Source organism: Hymenobacter sp. DG01 (assembly GCF_006352025.1).
In the GTDB taxonomy this organism is placed as follows: Bacteria; Bacteroidota; Bacteroidia; order Cytophagales; family Hymenobacteraceae; genus Hymenobacter.
Genome location: NZ_CP040936.1, coordinates 650,387 through 674,821, shown reverse-complemented (window position 1 = coordinate 674,821; position 24,435 = coordinate 650,387). Strand labels below are relative to the sequence as shown.

The following is a 24,435-nucleotide window of genomic DNA, read 5'->3' as shown; positions in this document are numbered from 1 at the left end:
TATTGGATCAACTACTCTGCACCTCACCAGCCAAGTCTTAACTAAGCAGCTTCACCTAATGCGTACTGCTGCTTAGGTAATATTGCGTTTTTGTACCTATGCACACCAACTACTACTTCCTGCGCCAGCTCGCCCCGGCCCTTACCCAGCAATTAACTGGCTATACGGTAGTAGCATGCTTTTCGCAGGAAAAGGATGAGTTGGTACTGGGCCTGACCAATGGTGCAGAAGAGTTCTGGCTGCGGGTACTACTGGCCGCGGCCGGCCCGCTGATTACCCTGCCTGAGTCGTTTCACCGGGCCCGGCAGAACTCCGTTGATTTATTGCCGGAGCTACTGGGCCAGCAGGTAGCCGAGGTAGCCGCCTGGCCCAACGACCGGGTGCTGCAGTTTACCTTCCAGAGCGGCGCTACCCTACTGCTGAAGCTCTATAGCACCCGGCCCAACGCCATCTTCCGCCCTACCCCCGAAGCTCCGGTCCAGCTGTTCCACCAGCGTTACACTGCCGATGCGGAGCTGCAGCCTACCTCGGCCCTCACCGCCCCTACCCCTCCCGAGGCCGCCGACCTGCCGAGCAATCCACTGAAAGCATACCCCAGCCTCAACGACGTAGTGGCAGCTTATCTGCGCACCCGTGGCTACGATCCGGCCCCGCTGGAGCACAAGTGGCAATTGGTGCAAGAGGTGGTACAGGAGCTGGAAAATCCGGCGGCTTTCTACGTTATCCGGCTGGATGGGCGCACGCGCCTGAGTTTGCTGCCTGTGGGTGAGGTAGAGCTGACGTTGCCCGCCACCGACCCCATTGGGGCGCTGCGCCGCTTCGTGCCGCTGCTGCTCAACCGCCGGGCCTATGAGGGCGAGCTGCGGCAGGTGCGCCAGCAGCTGGAAAAGCGCGCCGACGAAGCCGCCACCAGCGCCCAGCACGTCCGGCTACGCCTGCACGCCCTGGAAAACACCGTGGGCTACCGCCAGACCGCCGACCTGATTATGGCTCACCTCAGCCAGATTCCGGCCGGCGCCAAGCAGGTAGAAGTGGTCGATTTCTACCAGGACAACCAGCCGCGCGTCATCAAGCTCAAGCCCTCCGAAACGCCCCAGCGCACGGCCCAGAACCTTTACCGCAAAGCCAAAAACCAGCAGCTGGAAACGCGGGAGCTGAGCGCCCGCGCCGAGCGCCGCGAAACCGAAGCTATGTGGTGCCTGGAGCGCCTGGAGGAACTGGCCGCCCTACCCCCCGGCGACCTCCGAACCCTGCGTCAGTGGCGCAAGCAGCACGGCCTCGACCCGGCCACGGCCGCCAAAGCCGCCCAGGAGCTACCGTTCAAGGTATTTGAAGACAGCGGCTTTACTATTCTGGTGGGCCGTAATGCTCAGAACAACGACCTGCTAACCCAGCGCTACGCCCACAAAGACGACCTGTGGCTGCACGCCAAGGACGTAACCGGCTCCCATGTGGTCATCCGGCAGCGGCCGGGCCAGACGGTGCCGGCGCCAGTGCTGGAGCGGGCGGCGCAACTGGCCGCCTGGTACTCACGCCGCAAAAACGATTCGCTCTGTCCCGTTACATACACGCCCAAAAAGTTTGTGCGCAAGCCCAAAGGCGCCATTACCGGGCAAGTAGTAGTGGAACGCGAAAACGTGCTCCTAGTGGTGCCCGCCAACCCCTTCGAGCGGGCGGAATAGGTGGCTCTGGCCAATATGCATCCGCCAGAACGACTGAGTAGTGGAGCCTGAGAGCACCGTGCGGAGTGCCTCGAAGCTAAGCCTAGCCGGACGAGTTTGTTGCCCCTATAATTCAAGTGAACTGTCCGGCCCAGCCCAGCATTGCGGAATCTGTTTCAGAGCCGGTGCTTTAAGTAGCCAAAAAACAAAAATCCCGCCTCAGCAAGCTGAAGCGGGATTTTCAAGAGTGCGCGCGGGGAGATTCGAACTCCCACACCCGAAGGCACCACCCCCTCAAGATGGCGTGTCTACCAGTTTCACCACGTGCGCAGATAACGGCAAGCACTCTTCTTACTAAGCAAAAGCCGAAGCCTTCGGATTCACTGAGGCGGTGAATCGAGGACAAAAGTAGAGTCTTGGGCGGAAGGGACCAAATCCGACCGGCTGTTTTTTCGCCAGAGGGCTGCCTTTAGGCTTATCTGGAGAGGTTTCGCCCTCATTATCAGGCTGAAAAAAAAGCTGATTTACGCAGCAAACCCGTCAGAGGAGCCGTTTCCTATCCCCCACCAACAAAAAAAGGCTCCCGGACAGGAGCCTTTTTAAAATCCGAAGAAGCCGAATTATTCGGCGCGGGCCAAGGGGGTATCCACTACGTGCTCCGATACAAACCACACCTGCATTTCGTTGGTGCGCAGCACATTGCTCACAATCAGGTCGTTGGTGCCATCGTCGCCGGAGTCGGCGGCGCGCTTGGCAAAGTCGTGGCAGTTCTTGAGGATGATCTGGTGGGCTTCCAGCAGGCGCGACACCTGGATGGGAGCTTCCTCCCGGTCGCGGGGGGGACGCGGGATGCTGGTCACTTCGGCAATATCGGCGGCCATGGCTACGGCTACGCCGCCCAGAATCTGGATGCGCTCGGCAATCATGTCAATCAGGGCGTCCTGCTCCTCGTAGTGCTTATCGTAGAGCAGGTGCAGCTGGTAAAACGTGGGGCCCACTACCTGCCAGTGGTGCTTTTTGTACATATCCCGAATGGAGCAGGTGTCAGCCAGCATCTGGTTGAGCATCTCCACACTTTCCTGACGGATTTGAGTGTCGAGGCCGATGGGCAGGCGCTGCGACACGGTTCCGTACTTCTGCAGGGCCGCGGGGGCGTTAAACTGCTGGTTGAGAATGGGCTGCACGCTGGGGCCGGACTGGCCATTGGCAGCCGGAGCAGTGGCAGAGGCAGCAGCCTTTTTGGCGGCCGAAGCTTTTGGGGCAGCGGCAGCAGCCGGTGCATTTTTGGCGGTGGTTTTGGCCATGATAGTTGCAGGAATTGATTTGCGTAGAAGGCGGGCAACGCAGGGCGCACCGCCGTGTTACCATACGCATAAGCCTGCACGGGGTTAGCGTGAGCCCTATATTTGCTATGGATTTGACTTAATTACTACGCGGCTGTTCCACTGTTTTTTAGTTGCCAGAAAAACGGCAGCTTGTGTCCTCCCTCCTTGCGCCGCGCTGGCATGAACGAAGCTCACCTGCACCTGCTCCTGAACCATAGCCCCCTGCTGACCTGCCTGTTCGGGCTAGTATTGCTGCTTATCGGGCTGTTGCGCCCTACCCCCGTGCTGATCCGCACGGGACTCTGGACCATACTGGTGGCGGCCGTGCTTTGCCTGCCCACCCAACTCACCGGCGAAGGCGCCGAGGAGGCTCTTTCGTCTTTGCCGGGCATTTCCCCCTCCCTCATTCAGGCCCACGAGAAGGCCGCTGAGCTGGGTTTCTGGGCGCTGGAGCTGACGGGGGCCTTGGCACTGGTGACGCTGCAGCTTACCAGCCGGTTGCGGCTAATGGCCTGGCTAACGGTGGTGGGGGCGCTGCTGAGCCTGGGGTTGCTGGCCCGCGCGGCTAATCTGGGCGGTGCTATCCGGCACCCCGAAATCCGGGCGGCGGCCCGGTAGGCTGGCCCTATCGGCCGCCGCGCGGGCTCTCCATGTTTTACTTCTCACTTCAGTTCTATGCCTTTCCCTTTTGTCGGCGACGATAAATCCACCATTGCCCGGTTGCTGGGCACCTTGCCGCAGGTAGGTCGCCTGGAGTGGATTGGGCTGCGCCCGGCCCGGCGCCAGCCCCTGCAGGCCGTAACTGAGGCCACCCTGGAAACCGACCGCCACCTGCTGGGCGACCATGCCCGCCCCAAGCCCGGGGGCAAGCGCCAGGTTACTTTGGTGCAGCAGGAGCATCTGGCGGCCGTAGCTGGCTTTCTGGGACTCACAGAGCCGGTAGAGCCGGGCCGACTCCGCCGCAATCTGGCTGTGAGTGGCCTGAACCTGCTGGCCCTGAAAAACCGCCGTGTCCGCATCGGCGAAGAGGCTATTCTGGAAATTACCGGCGAGTGTCACCCCTGTTCGCGCATGGAGGAAGAGCTGGGACCGGGCGGCTACAATGCCATGCGGGGGCATGGGGGCCTCACCGCCCGCATCGTGCAGGGCGGCCGCATCCGGGTTGGCGACGCCGTGTATCTGGAGCCGACGCCTCCTGCTGCCTCTGCCTTGCCTGCGGGAGCCTAGCGGCAGACAGAGCCGTCCTGCTCTACTGGTTTAAGTGGGCGGTGCAATGAATATCGGCCCGCAGCACCTGCGACACGGGGCATTTTTGCCGGGCATCGTCCACGAGTTCCCGAAAGCGAGCCAAGCTCAGCCCCGGTACGCTGGCATTTATTGACAGATGCGATGCACTGATGCAGCCGTCCTGCAGCACCACTTCACAGCGCGCATCAATGTAATCGGCCGTGAAGCCGGCGGCCTGCAGGTTGAAGGCAAGCTTCATGGCGAAACAGCCCGCGTGCGCTGCCGCAATCAGTTCCTCGGGGTTAGTACCGATGCCTTCTTCAAAGCGGGTGAGGTAGCTATAGCGGGCGTCTTGCAGAATAGTGCTGCCGGTTGTAAGTTGGCCGGCACCATCGGTGCCGCGGCCCTGCCAGTGGGCGGCAGCGGTTCGCTTAATAGCGGAAGTAGTCATACTAACTAAGTCTGGAGAAATCAGAGCGGGGCCGGCATGGGAAAGGCCGGCCGCTACCCCTGATACCAGGAGGAGCGGCCGGAAATCTAGGCAGCTGCAGCCAATTCCTTGCGCTGGGAGCTTTACTAATTTGGGAAGCCCACCAGAAGTTTAGCTTCTGCCGATGCCCTACCCTACCTCAACGAAGCCGAAAACCGCTGGGCAACCTCGGCCGCCAAGGTCCTTTTGCTTACCTTACCACGCCCCGGTTACCCGTATTTGGCAGGCCGGGGGTGCTGGCGGCAATATTGCAACTGCACCTGCAGGCACTGTTTGCCAAAGCTAATGCTTTACATCTTTTAACCAGTATCAGGCTGTAAAGCAAATAAATCGGGCAACTGCTTTCCGCTTTTCTGCGTTGCGGGAAAGTGAAAAGCAGTGCTACGAACATGAAAAACGAACCGATTACCCTGCTGCCTACCTTGCGGGCATGGTTTGGCCTAAGCCAGGCGGGTTTGGGCCGCTGCCTGGGCCTGGGCAAGGCCATGGTGTCGCAGGTAGAGCGGGGGGTGCGCCGGCTACCCTTGCGGGCGTCGCTGCCCCAGGCGGCCCTCACGCTGGCCCAGCAGGCTACTCCCGCTGCGCCAACCGCGGAAGCACCGGATGCGGCCGCTCTGCGCCAGCACCAGCAAACGTGCCAGCACCGGGCCGAGCAACTCACAGCCGACCTAAGCCGCATGCCGGAGCGGGCCCTTTGGGCGCGGCGGCGGCTGGCGGCGCTGCCTACCCTCACGGCCGTAGTAGCTCCGGCTGGCACCCCACCCCCTGCCTGGCTGCACGAGTTTGCTAATGAGGCTCGCACGGAACTGCTGCGTAGCGGCAGCAGTGCTCAGGCGCTACTGCAGGCACGTCGGGCCGCCCTGCTCGCGGAAGCCGCTGAGCTTGAGCGTATTTTAACCGCAGCCCCGGCAGACGCGGCTGCGCGTAAGGCAGCAGGCAAGCGCAGTTAACCTGCGGACAGTTCGTTCAACTCCTGGAATAAATTAAATGCTATTTATAACTCTTATCAGAAAGAATATTCACAACCCGTTTTTCACCTGATTAGCAGGCATTAAAGCGCAGTTCATCGAGTGTAAGGCGTAGTTCGTACCAAAATTTTCAGTCCCCTGGCAATCCGTTGATACCTTTGTTTTCGTATATAAAAGAGCTACCGCTTCAGGGCTCTTTTCTTATCTCTGCCAGTGTTAGCTCCTCCGTCCTATTCTATACAGCCTCAGGCCTACGCACCGGCCGCCGGCGTCTGCTCACATTCCGTATGCTTTACTCTGGCTCCTATGAATTCCTCCGGCTCTATTCCCAACCTGGCGGCTACTGCAGTGGCCTTGTTATTGCTGGCTGATCTACTACCCTCGTTTCCGCGGGCCGGACACGGGCCGGGCTTGTTCCCGGGAGCGGCAGCCCAGTCGGCAGTAGTATATCGTCATCGGCGCCACCGCCCGTAGCGCTTGCTTTCTCTGACTTCAAACCAAAAGCCCCAACCCCGATAAAAGCGGGGCTGGGGCTTTTTTGATGCTGGCCGCAAGGGGCTGCTGGTGGCTACACACCACCTTCCATGCGCACGATACGCGGCAGGAAAGAGCCGAGCACATCCACTAGGTCGGTTTGGCTTTGCATGACTTGGTGAATGTCTTTGTAGGCCTGGGGGGCCTCATCCACGCCCCCGCCCAGCAGCTCTACGCCGTGCTGCTGGAGGTAACGGCGCACGTCGGCTTCGCCCAGCTCCTGCTTGGCCCGGGTGCGCGACATCTGCCGGCCCGCGCCGTGGGAAGCCGAGGCCAGCGAGGCCGCCTCGCCCCTACCCCGCACAATAAAGCCAGGAGCCGTCATGGAGCCCGGGATGATGCCCAGCACACCTTTGCCGGCTGGCGTGGCCCCTTTCCGGTGGACGACCACCTCCCGGCCGTCGATGAGGCGCTCTTTCCAGGCGAAGTTGTGGTGGTTTTCCACTTTGGCCAGGGGCCGCTCGCCCAGGGCCTTAGCCAGGCGCTGGTGAATCTGGTGGTGGCAGGCCGAGGCGTAATCACCAGCCAGGTTCATGGCGGCCCAGTACTCCTGCCCGGCTTCGGTGTCGAGGCCCAGCCAGGCGAGGTGACGGGCTTCGGCAGGCAGTTGGCAGGTATCCTGGGCCAGCTTGGTGTAGTGGTTGGCGATGCTGGCGCCCAGGCCGCGGGAACCGGAGTGGGAAAGCAGCCCCAGGTACTGGCCCACGGGCATCCCCAGCTCGTTGCGGGGGTCGGTGATGTCGACCACGCCCCACTCCACAAAGTGGTTGCCGCCCCCGGAGGAGCCGATTTGCGCGGCGGCTGTGTCGAGCTTGTTGCGTAGGAAGGGAATTTCCTGGAACTCGGAGCGGTCGAGGACGGCGTGGCCCAGCTTCTGGCCGTGGCGGAACACGTCGCGGTTGCCGAACTTAGTGTTGTCGAGCAGCAGCTTGCGCAACTCCTGCACCCGCTGGTCCAGAAACTTTGGAGGCAGGGCAAACACCGACAGCGCCATGCGGCAGCCAATGTCCACGCCTACGGCGTAGGGAATTACAGCGTTATCGGTGGCCAGCACCCCGCCAATGGGCAGGCCATAGCCGTGGTGGGCGTCGGGCATGAGAGCCCCGGCCACGGTGACGGGCAGCTTCATGGCCGTTTCCATCTGGTGGATGGCGCCCTGCTCGATGTACTCGGCCCCGAACACGGCGTACTCCTTGCGCTCGGTGAGGGCAATGTGCCGGCTGGGCGGGGGTAGCAACGCGGCGGCCGTGTGGCTCCAGTCGAGGTGGGTGAGGTAAGAGGCGGGATTCGCCAGCAGCTCCTTCAGGAGCGTGAGCTGATCGGTTTGAGAAAGTTTTTTGAGGTGTTTGCGCTGCAGTTGGGCCAGCGCGAGTCCGATGGCACGGCCTTCCGGGAAGCCAAGCTGCCGAAGGTCGTTGCCGCGTAGTTGTGAGGCCATACGAGTAAGAATGTACTTGAGAGAAATTTCCGGCGCGACGGAGCAACGGGCGGGCAGCGTATCCTGAGGGGTGGGTGTGCACCCGCTCTCAGGCCGAAGTAACGCGACCCTACGGCATCCGAAAGCGGAAGAGAAAGGAGCGGCCAGCAGGGTAATAAGGCGGACAGGCCCTTGGGGCTAATGAACAGTTAACGAAGTATGCCTGCCCTACGACACCGGCCGGCCGCTCGGGAGTAATCAATACCATCTGTTCGGGGCAACAGGCGGGCGGCCCCTGTATCCTGCTCTACCTAGCTGAGCTACAGCTCCTACCCGAGGGTAGCAACTGGTGGGACTCGAACCCACGACCCGGGCGACCCAAATGCGAAGTATGGCCGCCCTACGGCACCCGAACAGATACTAGTAGAGGTGAGGTAACCAGCGGAAAGCGTTCTGTAAACTGGGCGGTTTTGACCACTCAGCCACTTGCCCACGCTAGGGAGCAAGGCGGGATTCGAACCCGCGGGCCACAGAAGGCCAACCGACGAAGTAGCGCTTTCCTACGACACTCACCTTTCTGTTTTCCGCGGGGGTGGGGCAACAAGCACCGGGCCTTCTGTCCTGCTCTACCTGACTGAGCTACAGCAACTGTGAAACAGCTACCAGCGGGATTTGAACCCGCGACCTGGGCGTTAAGAGCGCGAAGTAGGGCCTGGTTACGGCACCTACTCCCACGGAAAAATAAAACCTACCGGGGCAACGAACGAGCAGCGAAATGACCAGCCCGAAGGCCGTTCTGCTCTACCAACTGAGCTACAGTCCAAGGTAAAAAAATGGGGCTGGACTGGCCCGAATCGAACGGGCGACCCGAAGTAACGCTGCGCTACGACACCCGGCAGGGTGATTTTTCGGCTGCACCTCGGCGTTTGGGGCAACTAGCGGCCGGCGAGTACCCCACAGCCGGAGCTGCGGGGTGGGAATCGAACCCTACACCGGGAGCACCGGCGTATTCAACCAAGACGAAGTAACGCCTGCCTATGGCACCCAAACGGGCAGAGGTCAGCCGGTTTGGAGCGGGCCGCCGGAGCTCAGTGCCCCGGCGGTATGCCGCCCCGGCCGGCGGCAGCCATCAAGTGGTCAGCCGCCGCCCCAATCAGTAGAAGCCGTGGCTTCTGGGAGTAGTTATGTTACTATAAGAGGAGTTTGGCAAGAAGACTTCATGGGTATGAACGTGACAACAGGTGATTATGATATGATAAAAAGCGTAAAAAAACTACGCTTCAGCTAGGTTTAGGCCTCTTTACAGGGGTAGCAGCACCTGGCTACTCTGTTACTGCCGTGTTTGTATTTCTACTAGGTTTTCGCAGCCGGAGAATGAATTATCTGCTGAAAGGCTGTCAGCACCGCGTGGGGCGGTTTGGGGTCGAAGATGGCAAAGTCGAGGCGACGGAAACGGCCCCGGATGGCCGGGTCAGCTAAGGCTTCGGCAAATAACCCAGCTACCTGCGCTGGGTCGTTGCCAAACACCCCGCAGCCCCAGGCTCCGAGGACCAGCGCCTCCACGCCGTGGCGGACAGCGGCGGCCAGCACCAGCCGCAGGCGGTGGCGCATCACGGGCTCCAGCTGGGGTAGCAACTCCGGGGAGTTGCGCCGCAGGGCGCCGGCATTCACGGCCGGGGCCGTCAGCACGTCCAGCCGGAAGGGCTGGGGCAGCCACTCCCCCGCTTCGCCGCGCAGCACGGGCACCTGGGGCGAGTACACCAGGTAGTCGCTGTAGAGGCCGGTGCTGCCGGGAAGGCTGTTGTGGCGGTACATTTCCTTGAACTGCGTCAGGCACGGATATAACCCCGAGGAGCGCGCCAGGCTTTCTTCCTGGGCCTGGCTGCCACCCAGGAAACCGCCGCCGGGGTTGCGGGCCGAAGCGAAGTTCAGACAACCTACCCGCTCGAACTGGCTCACCAGGTTGGCGGCCGCTTCGAGGGTCGTAGCCTGATATACCCTCAACTCAGCCGGATCACCCGCGGGCTGATCAAACTCGCGCAGCAGGTCCGCTCCATCTTCCGGGCGGTACAAGCAGCTGCCGGTTTCGGCGGCTTGCTGGTATTCCGTCAGGAGCACCGGCTGGCCGGCCGGGTTTTCGTAGCTACCTCGCTGCAAAGCGTCAAGGGTGCTGTGGGCTATGCGTTGTCGTATTTCTCGGTTCATTGAAGTACAGGTTGTCGGGACGTGACCCGGGAGTGGCACCGCTATTGGGCTGCCGCAAGCCACTCCCGGGGCCGCATGGTTTAGTAGCTATAGAGGGGTAGGAATAGGGGCTAGTGATGCAGCGGGAAGGATGAAGTAAGTAGGGTTGAAGTGGCACTCTATGAGTATTACAGCTCGATCTGCTCGATTTCGGTGAGGGCGGAGCCGCCGTTGTCGAGGGCCGCCAGCACGTCGAAAATCTTATCCGACCAGCCGGCAATCAGGGCGGCGCCGTGCTCGGGGTGTACCTGCAGGGGCGTGGTGCCGTGGCCGGCCAAGTCGAAGAGGTAGAGCTGGGCCTGCGGGGCGACCATGCGCCGGTACTCCGCCCACTCTTTGGCTACGCTGGAGCCGTTGAAGTGAGAGTTCCAGAGCTGACAGTCGGTGAACAGCATCACCTTATCCACCACCTCCCGACGCAGGCGCAAGTCCTCGATAACGAGGTAGCCGTTGGTGCTGTACCCTACCTCGCCTTCGCGCTTGTAGAACTCCTGCACGTTGCCGAGCACCGGGCCGCGGGGCAGGGCCAGCCGCTTCCAGGTGTTGCCGAACATGCCGGTTACCACGTTTTGGCAGCGGCTCTGCAAGAGCATCCCCAGCACCAGGCCTACATCATAGTGCAGCACTTTGCTGCGCGGAGAAATGGGCTGTTGCATGGAGCCCGACACGTCGCAGGCCACTACTACCCGGGTTTCGGGACCAAACCCGCGCAGATTGGCGGCGCTGTGGCCAATGGCGGCTTCCAGGGCGGCCAGCACCTGCGGCACCGGGCTTTGGCGCAAACCCACGGCGGCCAGCACCGACTTCAGCGTGCCTTCTTCCAGGGCCAGCACCTCGCGGTAGGCAGCCAGGAAGCGGAAAGGCAGCTGCTTGCTGCGGGCCACGGCCCGGGCATCGGCCAGGGTAGCGCACACCTGCGTTACTACCTCCGCGGGCACGCCGGCCTGCAAAATATTGCGCAGGTTGCGCAGCAAGGCCATGTAGCCCAGCTTACCGCTGCCAATCAGCTCAGTCCATTTTTGGCGGAACGCAGCCGCTTTTTCAGCATCCGTGGCAAAGCCTACCTGCCCCAGGGCCGACAACTCGGTTTCCCAGGTGTAGGGCCTGGGCAGGGTGCCGGCCACCAGTTGGTTGAACAGGGCCTGCCGGGCCTCGTCGGCGGGGCGGGGGTGCACCAGGAACAGCGCGTCGCGGAGGCGCACGGCGCCGGCCCGGTCGTACTTGGCCAACTGGTAGCCATCGAAGCGGTTGAAGGACTGGGCCAACCCTTTTTGCACCTGCTTGGAGAGGCGATTCAGTGTTTTGAGGCCGGTGCGGCCGTTGGCATGGGCGTAGTAGGCCAGCAGTTCCGTGATTTCATCGGGGCGCTGCACCACGCTGGCTACCAGGCGGCTAACCAGGTTGGTGCCCTGGTGCTGGCGGGCCAGCTCCACGGCCAGCACCAACGGCACGGAGCGCAGATGCAGCTTTTCGCGGGCATATACGGCCAAGCGGGCCACAAACTCGGGGTCGTTGCGGGCTACCAGCTCGCGCAGGCGCACCAGGCGGGTGTCGGCGGTTTCGTAGAACTGGTCGCTGAGGGCGGCGGTAGCCACGGCGGCGTACAGCTCCAAGGCGGGGGTGAGGGTATAGGCCGGTGCGCCCTCGTGGTTGAGCACCGGAGCCGGAGAAGGCCGGCGGAAGGGTAAGTTGAAACGCATCGGATGGAAAATCAGGTAGTGAGTAGTGGATGAAAGCTGGCAGGCAGAATTAATAACTCGTAATTATTACTCAGAAAAGCGCGTAGTTTTTCCAGCATAATTCACGCAATGAATTATTAAGCAATAGCCCTAAAAATCAGAGGCAATAATTTTCATTTGCGCTACAAATCAGCAGCGCATAGTATGTAATCACCAGAAAAATTAATTAACCAAACCGGGCTTACACGGCGCCTGATTGCGCGAAAACGTAAGCCGTTAGCTGGTGCGGTTACTCCGGTTTACTACCCTTTTGCCAAGGTGCTACCCCTGATAGTACGTGACAAGTAACGGTAGTAGGAATGGAGCGTGAGGGTAGGAAGAATAACATGGCAGGAAGTCAGAATAGGGTAATGAAGAAAACAAAAACGCCCGAACCTGGTAGGATTCGGGCGTTTTGCGGAGGATGGTCCTAAGATAGAAACCTTACCTGTCTGCTGGCGCGCCGAACCCCGGCTGAATCTCCCGATCCAGCTTGCTGAGTGATGGCATATATTGATTAAAGTGGCGGCGCATGACAGAGGAAGGCGTAAAGTCGTTAGCGTTTGGGCTGTTGAACGTGACAAAGGTAGAAAAGTTGTTTTCTTATATACAATACGAGTTCAAAAATTTTATAAAATATTTTTCACCCTGCGCAAAAATGTTGTTTTAGATTATATGCTCGGCGTTTTTGATCATTATTTAGAATGATTTAAATTCAAATTTATATTCGACAAGAACGCAAATACCCATACCGCAGTAGTTTTTATCGGTTGATAATCTACTTTATCAGTTCCTGGTAAAGCCAGCAGCATCCTAGTGACTCAAGATGGCAGGCATATGCCCACTATCTTACTTGCATGGCCTTGTGTAAGCTGGCCGTCTTTAGCCCTGGGAGCGGGAGTAGGCTGCCTTATGTCACCCTTCTGTGCAGCCAAGTGGGGGTAGCGTCGAGGAAACGGCGGAGTTGGTAGATGTTTTTCGTGGGCCAGGAAGGCTGCAGGGTAGGTTTGTGCACTGATCTACCAAACCAGATCAGCATTCAACTTCTTCTTTCTCTCTGTACAACTCCATGAAAAAGTTTCTGGCAGCTTCCCTCCTGCTCGGCCTGTTGGCCGGTGCTACCGCTCCCGCCGCGCTGGCCCAGACGGCTCCCGCCAAAACCAAAGTCAAAGCCAAAAAAGACAAAGTGAAAGCCAAAGGCACGGCCGAAGCTGCTACCCCCGCCGAGGGCCGCGGAGCTCCGGGTGGGGGCCGGGGCGGACGCGGCAACCTGCTGGCTGAAATGACCAGGGAGCTGAACCTCACCGCCGACCAGCAAACCAAAGTAGCTGCCATTCAGCAGGAGCAGCGGCAGCAAATGCAGAGCCTGCGCGCCAGCGGCGAAACCACCGACCGCCAGGCCCGCATGCAACAAATGCAAAGCCTCCAGGCAGGCACCGATGCCAAGCTGAAGGACGTGCTCACGCCCGAGCAGTTGCAGAAGTACCAGGCCAAAAAGCAGGAGCGCATGCGCCGCCCCGGCCCTCAGGGCGGCGGTACCCGCTAGCCAGGGCCTACGAAAAGACTGTCATCCTGAGCGCAGCGAAGGACCTTCTCACGCTTACACGATAAGCGCCCCATAGCCTGTTCGGACGTGAGAAGGTCCTTCGCTGCGCTCAGGATGATAGGTTTATTAGTACCCTTCGTATTCTTACCAGCTTTTAGTTACCCACCTACTGCATGTTCAACCAAGACAAAACCACCCGTCAGCGGATACTGCGCGTGATTGTGCACGTGGCGGCCTGGGTGGGGGTAGCGGCCATTCCGCGGCTGCTGTCAGATAACCCGCCGCCGTTTCAGCCCCGGCACTTAGTGCTGCCGCTGCTGCTGGCCGGCTACTTTTACCTGAACTACTACGTGCTGATTCCGCGCCTTTTCGCCCGCAGGAAGTTCGCGTTGTATTTCCTGGTGGCCCTGGGGCTGCTGGCGCTGCTGTATATGCCCTTGCTGCTTCGGGTTACGGGCCTGATTCAGCCTCTGCACCATGGACCGCCGCCCGGCGCCATGCGCTACTCCCGGCCCCCGCACGGCATGTGGCTGATGGGTATTCTGGTCTGGATTATCAGCAGCGGCATGCGCATTACTAGCGCGTGGTTTGATGCGGAAGGTGCCCGGCGCGAACTGGAAAACAAGCAGCTCACGGCCGAGCTGGCCTTTCTCAAGTCGCAGGTAAGCCCGCACTTTCTCTTCAACACGCTTAACAATATCTACTCCCTGGCCCAGCTCAAGTCCGATGATACACCGGAGGCCATTATGCAGCTCTCCCAGCTCATGCGCTACATGCTCTATGAGTCGGCCGCCGCTAGGGTGCCGCTGGCCCGCGAAACGGAGTACCTACGCACCTACATCGACCTGCAGCGCCTGCGCCTCGACCCCGAGCAGGTGGACATCCGGTTTACCGTGGATGGCCCGCTGGATGGGCATCTGATTGAGCCCATGCTGTTGATTCCCTTCGTGGAAAACGCTTTCAAGCACGGCATCAGCGCCCGCAACTTCTCGCGCATTGCCGTGAATATAATCGTGCGCGAAAACCAGCTGCTGTTTACGGTGCAGAACTCGCGCTTCCCCCGCACCGGCTCCCCCGACCCCAACTCGGGCATCGGGCTACCCAATGTGCGCCAGCGCCTCAGCCTGCTCTACCCCGACGGCCGTCACCTACTGCACGTAGAGGAAACCGACGATGAATTTCTAGTAGAACTAACCCTGACCCTTGCCCATGCTCCGGTGCCTGCTCGTTGATGATGAACCCTTGGCCCTGCGCCTGCTAACCAGCTACGTGGAGCGTGTGCCGTTTCTGAAGCTGGTGGGCACCTGCCGTAGCGCCCTCGAAGCCATGACGGTGCTCCAGCGCGAAGCCGTAGATGTGCTGTTTCTGGATATTCAGATGCCCGACCTGACGGGCATAGAGTTTGTGCGCAGCATGCAGCCCCAGGCCCTCGTAATTTTCACCACCGCCTATGAGCAGTTTGCCCTGGAAGGCTTCAACCTGAATGCCGTGGACTACCTGGTGAAACCCATTGCCTTCGAGCGGTTCGTGAGAGCGGCCCAGAAAGCCCAGGACCGGCTCACGCCTCACCCGCCCGAGTCGGCCGCCCCAGCTCCTACCCCCGCGCCAGCCCCCAACCCAACCCCACACGACGACTACATCTTCGTGAAGGCCGACTACCACACCCAGCGCCTCAACCTGCGCGATATTCGCTACCTGGAGGGCCTCAAGGACTACATCAAGATTTACGCCGGCGCCAAGCCCATCCTCACCCTTAACTCCCTCAAAGCTTTCGAGGACCGCCTGCCACCCCAGGATTTCGTGCGTGTGCACCGCTCCTACATCGTGGCCCTGGCCCACATCGACTCCATCCGCAAAAACCGCATCTACATGGGCGAGGCAATCATTCCCATCGGCGAGTCGTACGCGGAGGCCTTTTTCAAGCTGATCGAGGAGCGCAACATGCACTAGATGGTGAACTTGTGAAGTGGTGTATTTGACGGGCAGGCGTTGCCGGAGAAATCCGGTGCTTTACCGCGCATCCTGCCTTCGCTACCCCTCCGTTCTTACCAAAGTTTGTGAACAGGTAGCATCACCTGAACAATACTTATATAAGTACTTAAGAACGTCATGTCGAGCTTGTCGAGACATCTCGCTCGAATCGTTGGGGTAGTACTACAGCATCAGCACGCAAGATGTCTCGACCAGTTCGATATGACGTTCTTTCTTTGCTGTCCATTATCCACAACGCCTACTATGCGACCTGCCGACACGCGCCACCGGGGCCCCCACCCGGCCGATACCCAACTGTTTGCTCCCAATTGGGTACCGGTATTACGCAAGGCCGTTGGGGAGCTGTCCTGGCTCCTCACACGCGGGTATCCACCGGCGGCTACCCTCCAGCTGGTCGGCAACCGATACGCCCTGACCGAGCGGCAGCGCTGGGCCGTGGGCCGGGCCGCCTGCACCGACGAGCAGTACCAGCAGCGCCGAGCTACCCAGCTCCCGGCCGCCAACCTCGGCAACCGACCGGTGTCCATTGATGGATTCAACCTGCTGATTACCCTGGAAACGGCTCTGAGCGGGGGCGTGGTGCTGCGCGGCCGCGACGGAGCTTTACGCGACCTATCGAGCATACACGGCACCTACCGGGCCGTGCAGGAAACTGACCGGGCCATTCGGCTGGCCGCGGCGGCCCTGTTCCCCCTTGCGCCTGGCCCCGTGCGGTGGCTGCTGGATCAGCCCGTGTCTAACAGCGGCCGGCTGGCGGCGCGCCTGCGCGAGCTGGGCCCAGTGCTCGGGTTGCCCTGGACGGTGGAGGTAGTAATGAACCCCGATAATGTGCTAGCCGAAACCACTGATATTGTCGTGACTTCCGATTCGGCGGTGCTAGACCGGGCAGGGGCCTGGCTTAACCTAGCGGCCTTGGCGCTGGAAGCTGAGCCGCCGCAGTGGCTGCTCGATTTAAGTTAAAACGATGAAGAGGTTGAGGCGGGTTAGGAAGGTGTAAACCGGCTCTTTCGCCTTCTTTCGGCTTCTCTTCGTACAGGGAGCTGCATATTACTGCCCATTCCCGCATGCCCTGCCTTGCTACTTCTGACCGGTATAGTATTCAGCTGCCGGCCGGCCACCGCTTTCCCATTGCCAAATACGCCCTGATTCGGGAGCAGCTGCTGTGGCAGGGCATTGCGCCACCCGAGGATTTTTACGACCCAGGTTTCTGCGCCGAAGAGGACATTTTGCGGGTACATTCCAAAGATTATTGGCACCGCGTCCGCGACCTGCAGTTGACGCCAGCTGAAGTGCGGCGGCTGGGGCTACCCCAGAGCCCAGAGCTGGTGCGCCGCTCCCTGAGCAGCTCGGCCGGCACGGTGCAGTCGGCGCGCAAGGCCCTGGAGCACGGCATTGGCCTGAGTCTGGCCGGAGGCACCCACCACGCCTTCCGCGACCGGGGCGAGGGGTTCTGCGTCCTCAACGACATTGCCATTGCCGCCGCCCACTTGCTCCACCACGGGTTAGCGCGGCAGGTGCTGGTAGTGGACCTGGACGTGCACCAGGGCGACGGCACGGCCAGTATTTTCCGGGATGAGCCGCGCGTGTTTACCTTCTCGATGCACGCCGGCGCCAACTACCCCCTACGCAAAGAGCAGTCAGACCTGGATGTGGCCCTAGACCTGGGCACCGACGACGCTACCTACCTCCGGATTCTGCGGGAAACCCTACCCCCGCTACTGGCGCAAACCCGCCCCGACTTTATTTTCTTCCAGGCCGGCGTCGATGTATTGGCCACCGACAAGCTGGGCAAGCTGGCCCTCACCCAGGCCGGCTGCCGCCTCCGCGACGAGTACGTGCTGCGCCTCTGCCAGCAGCACCGGCTGCCCGTAGCCGTGAGCATGGGCGGCGGCTACTCTGAGCGCCTTTCCGACATTGTGGATGCCCACTGCAACACATTCCGGGTAGCGTATGAGGTGTATGGGTAGAGGAACAAGCTACAACAACCTGCTACTCCAAGCACTACAAACAAGCCAGGGTGGACTCCTGTAATAGATTTCTCCTGCGGTATAGATGATAACCCAGCTTACTGCCTATTGCCTCACCTTCCGCTGAGCACGCTGGCAGGCCACATCTTAACATGCGTTGTGCCTGAAAATGTGACCGTGATACTGCATGCGCATGTGGCAAGGAAAAATCAGCATCGGGAAGCTGAAAAGACCGAAAGTGATGAAGATGGATATCACAAAGTTCACTACCAGCGTGAGCAATGCACTGGCAGGATTGGTGGCGGCAGGTTGGTTGCAGCGGGTCAGCTCGGGCGAACTAAGACTTGGCCTAGCGCAGACGCAAGAGGCCAGCAGCGCAACGGGCCTGGGTGGAATGGAAAGAGCCGGAAGACTCCATTGAAACGGAATCATTAAGCAAAATGGACCTACAATAGATAGCCTACTGCTTATCTTTGATGCCGTTATTTCTTTTACTCTGTATGCCACAGCTTTTTGCTAAGCCAGTAGATTTTCCTTCTGCTGTTCAAAGAAGATTTGATTTTAACCTGGAGGCCCTGCGTGGCTTGGCGGCCCTGGTGGTGGTCTGGCATCATGTGATTGTGCATTCGCGCCAGCTAGATCCTAACTATGCACCGACAGGAATCGGTGCCTATAATGCCCCAGGCCATTTTGCGGTATTAATATTCTTTTTGCTTTCGGGGTTCGTGATCGGTCGGCGCTATCCGGAACCCATGCAGCGAAGCGAAGTGCGTAGCTACGTGCGGAAGCGGTTCGAGCGACTGTACCCCATGTATGTGGTAGCTCTATTTGCAGGCGTGGCAGCCAGTGGCTTTACTGTAGGGTGGGCTTCTATTGGGCAGCACCTACTGTTTCTGCAAGGATGGTGGTCACCTGTATTAGTTGAAAATAACCCGTTGTGGAGCCTGCAGTATGAAATTATTTTCTACCTGGCATTTATCCCTCTTTCACTCATCAGAGCGCGGCCGTGGCTGATAACGTTACTGGCGACGCTAGTCGGCATTGGGTTGCTACTGAGTGGATATGGAGGGTTTGCTCTGAGGTGGTCCAGTTAGAGCGTAGAGAATAGGGCGGTATTTTTAAGTTGTTGGAGGTAAAAGGTTTGCGGGGTCTGATACGCGAGTGCTGAATGCCGGCGCTCGTGGTTGTAGTAGTCGAAATAAGTGGCCACGCTGTGCTGCGCGTCGGCTAAGTCGCGGAACACGGGCCACTCGCGCGGCCCCAGCTCCTCAGTTTTGAGCCGCGACCACAGGCTCTCGGCCTGCGCGTTGTCCAGGCATTCGGCGCGGCGGCTCTGCGAGCGCTGACAGCCGTACTGGTCGAGCAGGGCGCGGTAGGTGTTGGCGCAGTACTGCCCGCCGCGGTCCGAGTGCACCACCAGGCCGGGGGCGGGCCGACGGGCCAGCAGGGCTTGGCGTAAGGCACTGGTGACCAGCTCTTCGGGCATCGTATCGAGCACCCGCCACCCGACCACCTGCCGGGTACAGGCGTCCTGAAAGGCGCACAGGTAGGCCCATTGCCCCGAGGCCAGCGGCAGGTAGGTGATATCGCTGACCCAGACCCGGTTAGGCGTGGTTGGCTTGGGCTGGTCGAGCAGCCGGTTGGGCGCGCAGCGCAGCCCGTGGGTCGAATCGGTGGTGCGCGGGGTGTAGGCGCGGGGCTGCAAGGCCCGCAGCCCATGCCGCCGCATGGCCGAGCGCAGGCGCTGGCGGCCCACGCAGTGGCCCTGGGCTTGCAGCTCGACCCGTAAGCGGCGGGTGCCGTAGCAACGTTTGTGCTGGCCGAAGGCTTCTTTCAGCGCCTCTTCCCAGTTCGCTGCCGTCGGCTGAGCCGGGGTGGGCTGCTGCTGCTTGCGCCAGGCATAGTAGCGGCTGGCGGACACCTGCAGCATCCGGCAGAGCAACTCAACCGCGTAGCTAGTACGCTCCTGGTCAATAAATTGCCAGCAGCTCATCGGGCAGGTGGGGTGGAGAAGATGGCGATGGCTTTTTTTAAAATTTCCAGCTCCTGCTCCAGCCGCCGGTTGGCGGCCCGCAGCTGGCGCACCTCGGCGGCCTCGGCCGGGTCGGCGGGCAGCGGCGGTTGGGCGGCTTTTTGCCACTCATAAATCAGCTTCGGGCGAATGTTGAGGGCGCGGGCCGCCGCCTGCGCCGAGCGGCTCTCACGGGCCACGCGCAGGGCTTCGGCTTTGAAGGCCTCGTCGTATTTGCGGCGCTTATCAGTCTTGTCCATGGGTCGGAAATTACCACCCAATTCTCTCTCCTCTAACTAGACCACCTCACTCAATACTTGTTCGGGTTTTCGTTCTGGGCATTGGGCTGGGCTTTATCGAACCTGCCCCAACCCCAGCAACCAGTAGAATGGTCACGTGTGCTTAGCAGCCTCACCTTGCTTATGAGCATTGAATATCTAAATCCGCTAACGACGGTAGCACATAAACTGGTGAACTTGCTAGAGGCCCGGCAGCTGGTGGAACCCAGCATTTGGGCCACCTACATTATCAATATTTTCGATTATGCGGCGCTGCCGTATGCGGCCAGTATTGTGCTATGTGTAGCTGGAGTGAGGGGGGTAGTCATACGCTGGGCTGGCCTTGTGTTGCAGGTGATACCTGCTGTAGGTGTTCTCTACATGATACGTCATTGGGGGGAGCCCCATATGGAAGAGTTTGTTATTCCCAGCGTGCTATATGCCATAAGCACCGTTCTGTTCTTCTTCCAATTTAAACTGGTTTCGCGCTGGAGTAACTTATTCCAACAGCAGCTAATCGACCTAGGGCTGATTAGCTACGGCTTGTACGTCATTCATTTCCCCATCCTGGTTTTATTCCACCAAGTAGTAGCGTTTTCTGGCTCGGCACTCACTTTTTCAATTCGTGCGGTTGTGTACCTTGTGCTGGCCCTTGCCGCTGCCTATGCTTTGGACAAGATATTCCAGCCGTGGATTAAAAAACGCCTCTCTCCTTCACCAGATAAATAGCAGCAATAGAACTAAGAAGACAGCTTTTGTGGCTAGGAACAGATCCCAGTACTAGTGATTGGAAGAAATCTGAGGGTGGTGATAGGGCGATTTTTTACGCTTCTTGCTCATACTACAAAGATGCCATAGGTACATCCGGCCCTACCTTTGTTCTATGAACCTGCACAACCCCGCTACCGACCTACCCGCCGCCAATGCCCTGCCCGTTCCGGTGCCCGAACAAGCACCGGGCACGCCGGCCCAGCAGGCCTTTCGGGCGGCGGTGGAGCAGGTGGAAGGGCTGCGGCAGCGCCTGCGCGAGCTGCGCCAGGAGCAGGCTGAGGCGCGCCGCCGCTATTGGCAGCAGGTAGGCCCGGTCGCGGCCACAGTAGTGGAAGCCCGTCGAGCCCTGTTCGGGCCGCTGGAAGAAGCGCTGCTGCTCGACTACTTCAGCCGCCTGGAGCACCGCCAGATTCAGGAGGTAATTCTGGGCAACGCGCGGGCCCTGCAGGACCGGTTCGGGGAAGATGCCGAGGACATGCTGCGCAAATACGGCCCGCGCCGCCGCGTGGACGACTATGACGACGATGCTCCGGCGGCCGAAGCTCCAGCCCCTACCCCTGCCATCGACCCCCACCTGCCACCCCATGAGCAGGCCGCCGCGCACGCCCGCGCCCGCCGCAAAACAAAGGCCCAACGCGCCGAAGAAGCCGCCGCTCAGGAGGCCCGCGAGCAGCAGCAGCGCCTGCTTTCCAATACCAAAGCCCTCTACCGCCAGCTGGCCCGCATCCATCACCCCGACCTGGCCCGCGACCCGGCCGCGCAAGCGCAGAAAACCGTCCTGATGCAGCGCATCACGGAAGCCTACGAAACCAACGACCTCTACACCCTACTGCAACTGCTCTCCGAAACCGGCCCCACCGAGGCTACCGACGAGGACGTACTTACGCGCTACACCCAGGCCCTGCACCAGCAGACAACGGAGCTAAAGCAGCAGCTCAACGCCCTGAAATTCGGCGAAAACGGCTTTATGGGGAGCACCGGCAAGAAGCGGGAGCAGGAAATTCGCCAGCTCAAGCGCCACCTGCGCGCCGAAGCCGAGTACCTGACCCATATCCACCGGCTGATGCAGGAACCGGAAGGCCTGCGCCAGGTACTGCGCGAACTGGCCGCCGAAGGCCACGAAACGATTTAGCGCTGCCGGAAAAGCACAGTACTCCGGCAGTTTCTAAACTGTGGATTGGAATTGTCGCCGCGCAGCCTGATAAGTCATGCCCCTACCCCTCCTGGTAAAGCGAACTGGCCCGAAGGTGAAACACGTCGTGGAGGGCTTGGCAGGCGGCGTGGTAGCCGCACATGCCGTGCACGCCGCCACCGGGCGGGGTAGCCGAGGAGCAGAGATAAAGCCCCGGCTTAGAGGTGCGGTAGGACGAGGCCCGCAGTGCCGGACGGGTAAACAGCTGCGTTACATCCAGCAGGCCGCCGTTGATGTCGCCCCCTACGTAGTTAGGGTTGTAGGCTTCGAGCTGACGCGTGTTAAATGTATGCCGCCCGATGATTCGGTCCCGGAAGCCGGGAGCAAACCGCTCCACCTGACGCTCAATGGCGTCTGTCATATCTGTAGTGGAGCCGTTCGGGACGTGACAGTAGGCCCAGGCCGTGTGCTTGCCGGCGGGGGCGCGGGTAGCATCAAAGAGGCTCTGCTGGGCCAGCAGCACGAAGGGCCGCTCGGGGTGGTGGCCGCGCGAGGCGGCGGCTTCGCTAGCGTTAATTTCTTCCAGGGTGCCGCCCAGGTGTACGGTACCGGCTTGTCGGCATTCTTCGGCCGTGAATGGAATCGGACCGTCCAGGGCCCAATCTATCTTGAACACGCCCATGCCGTAGCGGTAGCGCCGCAGCTGCCACTGGTACACCGCCGACAGGCTGTGGCCGGCAATCTGGAGCAACTGGGCCGGTGTTACGTCCAGGAGCACTGCTTTGGCGGGCGGCAGCTGGCTTAAGGAGCGGATGTAGGTGCCCGTTTCCACGGTGCCGCCCAGGGCCCGGAAGTGCGCCACCAGGGCATCGGCAATGGCCTGGGAGCCGCCTTTGGGCAGGGGCCAGCCCCGGCGGTGGGCGGCCGTGAGCAGCACCAGCCCAATGGCGGAGGTAGTCAGGTTAGTAAGCGGCTGAATGGCGTGAGCGGCCATACCGGCAAATAGTCCCCGAGCTTCCCGGGTCTGAAATCGTTTGGTTAGCCAGGTAGCGGGCTGCAGGGCCGAGAGGCCGAACCGGGCCATATCCAGGGGGTGACGGGGCAGCTGCAGGGGCCCCAGCACATCATTTGCCAGCCCCGGCCAGGCTGCTACCAGGGGCTCCAGCAGCTGCCGGTACGCCCGCTCATCGGGCCCCAGGCGGCGGGCGGTTTCGGGCAGGCTGTTGAGCACAGCCGCAGCCCGACCGTCATCGAAGGGGTGGGCCGCGGCCACGGGTGGCGTACAATACTCCAGGCCGTATTGGGCCAGGGGCAGGGTTTGCAGGAAGGGCGAGCCGGCCGCCAGCGGGTGAATGGCCGAGCAGACATCGTGGCGAAAACCCGGCAGCGTCAGCTCCGAGGTGCGCAGGCCGCCGCCCAGCTGCTGGCTGCCTTCCAGCAGGAGCACGGCCAGGCCGGCCTGCTGCAGCTCAATGGCTGCCGCCAGCCCGTTGGGCCCGGAGCCTACCACCACGGCATCGTATTCGGGGTTGCGCATTGGTTAGGGGGTAGCAGCCAACCTGCGTCAGCCGGTAAAGAGGGTTCAGAAAGCCGCCGGCCGCTGAGGCCAGGTATGCCTACGCAAAAAACCGGCGCGCCGGCATCAGCCCAGAAACTCTACTACCTGCCCGATAACGCCGGGGTCGCGCATAATGCGGTTGTGACCCAGGCCCGAGGTAGGCCGGAAGTCGAGGCCGGGCCAGCTGCCTGCAATTTCCTGGGCCTCGGCAAAGGGTATGCTGGCGTCGTCGTGGTCGTGCAGCAGCAGGGCCCTGCCCACGGGCAAGGTGCGGCCGGTGTGGATCAGGCTGAAGCTCTCGGCGTCGCGGCCGTGCTGCTCGCGTACGTAGCGGTTCATGCGCGCTACCACGGCCGGGGACAGCTGCAGCAGCTGAGCGAAGCGCCGGGCCACGGCCGTGGTGCTACCGGGCACGGCCAGCAAAACCAGCCGGGGCAGCACGCCACCTTTTTCCTTGTTGAAGCGCACCGGCACCCCGGCCGTGGCCGCCCCGCCCAGGGAGTGGGCCACTACCCCGTACACTTCGCCCAGCTCATCGGCCACGGCCTGCACGGCGCGGGCGTAGGCAGGCAGGGTCACGCGCGTACCAGCCGAGGCTCCGTGAGCCGGCGCATCCAGAGCCACCACCCGAAACCCGGCCGCCGCCAGCTCCCGGGCCATGTAGCCCCAGAAACTGGCCCGGTGCTCCCAGCCGTGCACCAGCAGCACGGTACGGCGGCCCGCCGGGTTCCACTCATACGCCGCCACGTGGCCGCGGGCGGTGGCTACCCCAAAGTGCCGGGCGCCGACCAGAGCAGCCGGCTCCCACTTCTTTTCCGGCAGCCGGCGCGGCGAGGTGAACAGCTTCCAGGCAGCCCCGAAGGCCAGCTCCGTGGATATAGCCGCCAGCAGCCGAAACTTCAGGCGCAGATAGCGGATGGCGGGCGGGGGCGAAGGGTAGCGCGGCGAGGCAGCGGGGCCGGGAACAGATGTCGTCATTAACCGCAAAGATGCGGCCCGGCCGCGAATTGGGGCGGCGGGTACCCGGACGGTGGGGCGAAATATCGCGCCTCGCGCTAAATCCGTTTGCCTGGTGTTAGCGTAAGTGGCTGCCCGGCCTTGGTACACCTGCCGCTCTCCATGATCTTATCCTTGTTCGATTTTATTGCTCAGTATTCGCCGGAAGTCGCTTTTCTTCGGATTCAATGGCGGGCAGACACGCACAGCATGGCGCGCTTTCAGACCAGCCTGAACTCGGTGGCCTACCTGCTGGAACAAGGAGACGTTCGGGATTTTATTATTGACCTCCACGAGCTGCCCTCCATCAGCATCGAGGACCAGATGTGGCTGACCACCCAATGGATGCCGCGCGTGTCGGTGCCGGCCCTGCAGCAGGTGGGCCTGGTGCTGCCCGCCCGCGACGTGTACAACCAGCTGGTAGTGGAAAGCCTGATTCACCTGGGGCGCCATTTGATGCACTACGATATTCAGTTTTTTCACCACCTGCCGCCGGCCCTCGACTGGCTGGTGGGCCAGTACAACCCCGTGGCAGAGGCCGAGCTGGAAGAGGAGTGGTCCGCCATCGGCACTACCCTGAAGGTCACCGGGCGTTAGCGC

23 protein-coding genes and 1 tRNA gene are annotated in these 24,435 nt (G+C 61.1%); 14 read left to right on the top strand and 10 right to left on the bottom strand.

Annotated features, from left to right (window positions below):
- Positions 1 to 98 precede the first annotated feature (98 nt).
- Positions 99 to 1,682, top strand: coding sequence for an NFACT RNA binding domain-containing protein (locus FGZ14_RS02840; RefSeq protein ID WP_139921011.1), 1,584 nt, complete (start codon positions 99 to 101; stop codon positions 1,680 to 1,682).
- Between the two features lie 227 nt (positions 1,683 to 1,909).
- Here FGZ14_RS02840 and FGZ14_RS02835 read toward each other — a convergent pair.
- Positions 1,910 to 1,991 (bottom strand) — tRNA-Leu (locus FGZ14_RS02835).
- Positions 1,992 to 2,281: 290 nt separating this feature from the next.
- Positions 2,282 to 2,965, bottom strand: coding sequence for a Dps family protein (locus tag FGZ14_RS02830; RefSeq protein ID WP_139921008.1), 684 nt, complete (start codon positions 2,963 to 2,965; stop codon positions 2,282 to 2,284).
- Between the two features lie 201 nt (positions 2,966 to 3,166).
- Between FGZ14_RS02830 and FGZ14_RS02825 the strand changes: the two genes are divergently transcribed.
- Positions 3,167 to 3,604 (top strand): hypothetical protein, encoded by a 438-nt coding sequence (locus tag FGZ14_RS02825; RefSeq protein WP_139921006.1) that lies wholly within the window; start codon positions 3,167 to 3,169, stop codon positions 3,602 to 3,604.
- 57 nt (positions 3,605 to 3,661) lie between these two features.
- The gene (locus tag FGZ14_RS02820) at positions 3,662 to 4,213 is read left to right on the top strand and encodes an MOSC domain-containing protein (RefSeq protein ID WP_139921004.1); all 552 of its coding nucleotides are present in this window, start codon (positions 3,662 to 3,664) and stop codon (positions 4,211 to 4,213) included.
- Between the two features lie 22 nt (positions 4,214 to 4,235).
- Here FGZ14_RS02820 and FGZ14_RS02815 read toward each other — a convergent pair whose 3' ends face one another.
- Complete coding sequence (locus FGZ14_RS02815) at positions 4,236 to 4,664, bottom strand: OsmC family peroxiredoxin (protein ID WP_139921002.1); 429 nt, start codon at positions 4,662 to 4,664, stop codon at positions 4,236 to 4,238.
- A gap of 428 nt (positions 4,665 to 5,092) precedes the next feature.
- Between FGZ14_RS02815 and FGZ14_RS02810 the strand changes: the two genes are divergently transcribed.
- Positions 5,093 to 5,653, top strand: coding sequence for a hypothetical protein (locus tag FGZ14_RS02810; protein WP_139921000.1), 561 nt, complete (start codon positions 5,093 to 5,095; stop codon positions 5,651 to 5,653).
- Positions 5,654 to 5,977: 324 nt separating this feature from the next.
- Positions 5,978 to 6,145, top strand: coding sequence for a hypothetical protein (locus FGZ14_RS21655; protein WP_180754465.1), 168 nt, complete (start codon positions 5,978 to 5,980; stop codon positions 6,143 to 6,145).
- Between the two features lie 94 nt (positions 6,146 to 6,239).
- On the opposite strand, the gene FGZ14_RS02805 is transcribed toward FGZ14_RS21655, so the two are convergent.
- From FGZ14_RS02805 to FGZ14_RS02795, 3 genes are all read right to left on the bottom strand, one after another.
- Positions 6,240 to 7,643, bottom strand: coding sequence for an RtcB family protein (locus FGZ14_RS02805; RefSeq protein WP_139920998.1), 1,404 nt, complete (start codon positions 7,641 to 7,643; stop codon positions 6,240 to 6,242).
- 1,332 nt (positions 7,644 to 8,975) lie between these two features.
- On the bottom strand, positions 8,976 to 9,827 hold the full coding sequence (locus FGZ14_RS02800; RefSeq protein ID WP_139920995.1) for a TIGR02452 family protein: 852 nt from the start codon (positions 9,825 to 9,827) through the stop codon (positions 8,976 to 8,978).
- 167 nt (positions 9,828 to 9,994) lie between these two features.
- Positions 9,995 to 11,566 carry a TROVE domain-containing protein gene (locus FGZ14_RS02795; protein ID WP_139920993.1) on the bottom strand — a complete coding sequence of 524 codons (1,572 nt, stop codon included), beginning with the start codon at positions 11,564 to 11,566 and terminating at the stop codon, positions 9,995 to 9,997.
- A gap of 1,087 nt (positions 11,567 to 12,653) precedes the next feature.
- Here FGZ14_RS02795 and FGZ14_RS02790 point away from each other — a divergent pair.
- The 6 genes from FGZ14_RS02790 (at position 12,654) to FGZ14_RS02765 (ending at position 18,183) form a co-directional block, all read left to right on the top strand.
- The gene (locus FGZ14_RS02790; RefSeq protein ID WP_139920991.1) at positions 12,654 to 13,130 is read left to right on the top strand and encodes a hypothetical protein; all 477 of its coding nucleotides are present in this window, start codon (positions 12,654 to 12,656) and stop codon (positions 13,128 to 13,130) included.
- A 173-nt stretch (positions 13,131 to 13,303) separates the two neighbouring features.
- Positions 13,304 to 14,362, top strand: a complete 1,059-nt coding sequence (locus tag FGZ14_RS02785; RefSeq protein ID WP_139920989.1) for a sensor histidine kinase — start codon at positions 13,304 to 13,306, stop codon at positions 14,360 to 14,362.
- Positions 14,340 to 15,080 carry a LytTR family DNA-binding domain-containing protein gene (locus FGZ14_RS02780; RefSeq protein ID WP_139920987.1) on the top strand — a complete coding sequence of 247 codons (741 nt, stop codon included), beginning with the start codon at positions 14,340 to 14,342 and terminating at the stop codon, positions 15,078 to 15,080. Before FGZ14_RS02785 ends, FGZ14_RS02780 begins: the two co-directional genes overlap by 23 nt.
- 285 nt (positions 15,081 to 15,365) lie before the next feature.
- Positions 15,366 to 16,082 carry a DUF434 domain-containing protein gene (locus FGZ14_RS02775; protein WP_180754464.1) on the top strand — a complete coding sequence of 239 codons (717 nt, stop codon included), beginning with the start codon at positions 15,366 to 15,368 and terminating at the stop codon, positions 16,080 to 16,082.
- A gap of 104 nt (positions 16,083 to 16,186) precedes the next feature.
- Positions 16,187 to 17,089, top strand: a complete 903-nt coding sequence (locus FGZ14_RS02770) for a histone deacetylase (protein WP_139920982.1) — start codon at positions 16,187 to 16,189, stop codon at positions 17,087 to 17,089.
- A 500-nt stretch (positions 17,090 to 17,589) separates the two neighbouring features.
- A complete protein-coding gene (locus FGZ14_RS02765; protein WP_180754463.1) occupies positions 17,590 to 18,183 on the top strand; it encodes an acyltransferase in 594 nt (197 codons plus the stop codon).
- On the opposite strand, the gene FGZ14_RS02760 is transcribed toward FGZ14_RS02765, so the two are convergent.
- Together FGZ14_RS02760 and FGZ14_RS02755 are read right to left on the bottom strand one after the other, a co-directional pair.
- Positions 18,180 to 19,082 carry an IS3 family transposase gene (locus FGZ14_RS02760; protein WP_139920978.1) on the bottom strand — a complete coding sequence of 301 codons (903 nt, stop codon included), beginning with the start codon at positions 19,080 to 19,082 and terminating at the stop codon, positions 18,180 to 18,182. The genes FGZ14_RS02765 and FGZ14_RS02760 overlap by 4 nt on opposite strands.
- Entirely contained in the window at positions 19,079 to 19,360 is a 282-nt protein-coding gene (locus FGZ14_RS02755) for a transposase (RefSeq protein ID WP_139920976.1), read from the bottom strand. The genes FGZ14_RS02760 and FGZ14_RS02755 overlap by 4 nt, the downstream gene beginning before the upstream one ends.
- Positions 19,361 to 19,522: 162 nt before the next feature.
- Between FGZ14_RS02755 and FGZ14_RS02750 the strand changes: the two genes are divergently transcribed.
- Entirely contained in the window at positions 19,523 to 20,107 is a 585-nt protein-coding gene (locus tag FGZ14_RS02750) for an acyltransferase family protein (protein WP_139920974.1), read from the top strand.
- Between the two features lie 154 nt (positions 20,108 to 20,261).
- Positions 20,262 to 21,281 (top strand): J domain-containing protein, encoded by a 1,020-nt coding sequence (locus FGZ14_RS02745; RefSeq protein WP_139920972.1) that lies wholly within the window; start codon positions 20,262 to 20,264, stop codon positions 21,279 to 21,281.
- 82 nt (positions 21,282 to 21,363) lie between these two features.
- Here FGZ14_RS02745 and FGZ14_RS02740 read toward each other — a convergent pair whose 3' ends face one another.
- Positions 21,364 to 22,818, bottom strand: coding sequence for an NAD(P)/FAD-dependent oxidoreductase (locus FGZ14_RS02740; RefSeq protein WP_139920970.1), 1,455 nt, complete (start codon positions 22,816 to 22,818; stop codon positions 21,364 to 21,366).
- A 105-nt stretch (positions 22,819 to 22,923) separates the two neighbouring features.
- On the bottom strand, positions 22,924 to 23,817 hold the full coding sequence (locus tag FGZ14_RS02735; RefSeq protein WP_139920967.1) for an alpha/beta hydrolase: 894 nt from the start codon (positions 23,815 to 23,817) through the stop codon (positions 22,924 to 22,926).
- Between the two features lie 141 nt (positions 23,818 to 23,958).
- Between FGZ14_RS02735 and FGZ14_RS02730 the strand changes: the two genes are divergently transcribed.
- On the top strand, positions 23,959 to 24,432 hold the full coding sequence (locus tag FGZ14_RS02730; protein ID WP_139920965.1) for a hypothetical protein: 474 nt from the start codon (positions 23,959 to 23,961) through the stop codon (positions 24,430 to 24,432).
- Positions 24,433 to 24,435 lie beyond the last annotated feature (3 nt).

Coding starts and splice junctions, on each gene's coding strand:
- FGZ14_RS02840 (WP_139921011.1), top strand. CDS start 99: ATGCACACCAACTACTACTTCCTGCGCCAGCTCGCCCCGGCCCTTACC.
- FGZ14_RS02830 (WP_139921008.1), bottom strand. CDS start 2,965: ATGGCCAAAACCACCGCCAAAAATGCACCGGCTGCTGCCGCTGCCCCA.
- FGZ14_RS02825 (WP_139921006.1), top strand. CDS start 3,167: ATGAACGAAGCTCACCTGCACCTGCTCCTGAACCATAGCCCCCTGCTG.
- FGZ14_RS02820 (WP_139921004.1), top strand. CDS start 3,662: ATGCCTTTCCCTTTTGTCGGCGACGATAAATCCACCATTGCCCGGTTG.
- FGZ14_RS02815 (WP_139921002.1), bottom strand. CDS start 4,664: ATGACTACTTCCGCTATTAAGCGAACCGCTGCCGCCCACTGGCAGGGC.
- FGZ14_RS02810 (WP_139921000.1), top strand. CDS start 5,093: ATGAAAAACGAACCGATTACCCTGCTGCCTACCTTGCGGGCATGGTTT.
- FGZ14_RS21655 (WP_180754465.1), top strand. CDS start 5,978: ATGAATTCCTCCGGCTCTATTCCCAACCTGGCGGCTACTGCAGTGGCC.
- FGZ14_RS02805 (WP_139920998.1), bottom strand. CDS start 7,643: ATGGCCTCACAACTACGCGGCAACGACCTTCGGCAGCTTGGCTTCCCG.
- FGZ14_RS02800 (WP_139920995.1), bottom strand. CDS start 9,827: ATGAACCGAGAAATACGACAACGCATAGCCCACAGCACCCTTGACGCT.
- FGZ14_RS02795 (WP_139920993.1), bottom strand. CDS start 11,566: ATGCGTTTCAACTTACCCTTCCGCCGGCCTTCTCCGGCTCCGGTGCTC.
- FGZ14_RS02790 (WP_139920991.1), top strand. CDS start 12,654: ATGAAAAAGTTTCTGGCAGCTTCCCTCCTGCTCGGCCTGTTGGCCGGT.
- FGZ14_RS02785 (WP_139920989.1), top strand. CDS start 13,304: ATGTTCAACCAAGACAAAACCACCCGTCAGCGGATACTGCGCGTGATT.
- FGZ14_RS02780 (WP_139920987.1), top strand. CDS start 14,340: ATGCTCCGGTGCCTGCTCGTTGATGATGAACCCTTGGCCCTGCGCCTG.
- FGZ14_RS02775 (WP_180754464.1), top strand. CDS start 15,366: ATGCGACCTGCCGACACGCGCCACCGGGGCCCCCACCCGGCCGATACC.
- FGZ14_RS02770 (WP_139920982.1), top strand. CDS start 16,187: ATGCCCTGCCTTGCTACTTCTGACCGGTATAGTATTCAGCTGCCGGCC.
- FGZ14_RS02765 (WP_180754463.1), top strand. CDS start 17,590: ATGCCACAGCTTTTTGCTAAGCCAGTAGATTTTCCTTCTGCTGTTCAA.
- FGZ14_RS02760 (WP_139920978.1), bottom strand. CDS start 19,082: ATGAGCTGCTGGCAATTTATTGACCAGGAGCGTACTAGCTACGCGGTT.
- FGZ14_RS02755 (WP_139920976.1), bottom strand. CDS start 19,360: ATGGACAAGACTGATAAGCGCCGCAAATACGACGAGGCCTTCAAAGCC.
- FGZ14_RS02750 (WP_139920974.1), top strand. CDS start 19,523: ATGAGCATTGAATATCTAAATCCGCTAACGACGGTAGCACATAAACTG.
- FGZ14_RS02745 (WP_139920972.1), top strand. CDS start 20,262: ATGAACCTGCACAACCCCGCTACCGACCTACCCGCCGCCAATGCCCTG.
- FGZ14_RS02740 (WP_139920970.1), bottom strand. CDS start 22,818: ATGCGCAACCCCGAATACGATGCCGTGGTGGTAGGCTCCGGGCCCAAC.
- FGZ14_RS02735 (WP_139920967.1), bottom strand. CDS start 23,817: ATGACGACATCTGTTCCCGGCCCCGCTGCCTCGCCGCGCTACCCTTCG.
- FGZ14_RS02730 (WP_139920965.1), top strand. CDS start 23,959: ATGATCTTATCCTTGTTCGATTTTATTGCTCAGTATTCGCCGGAAGTC.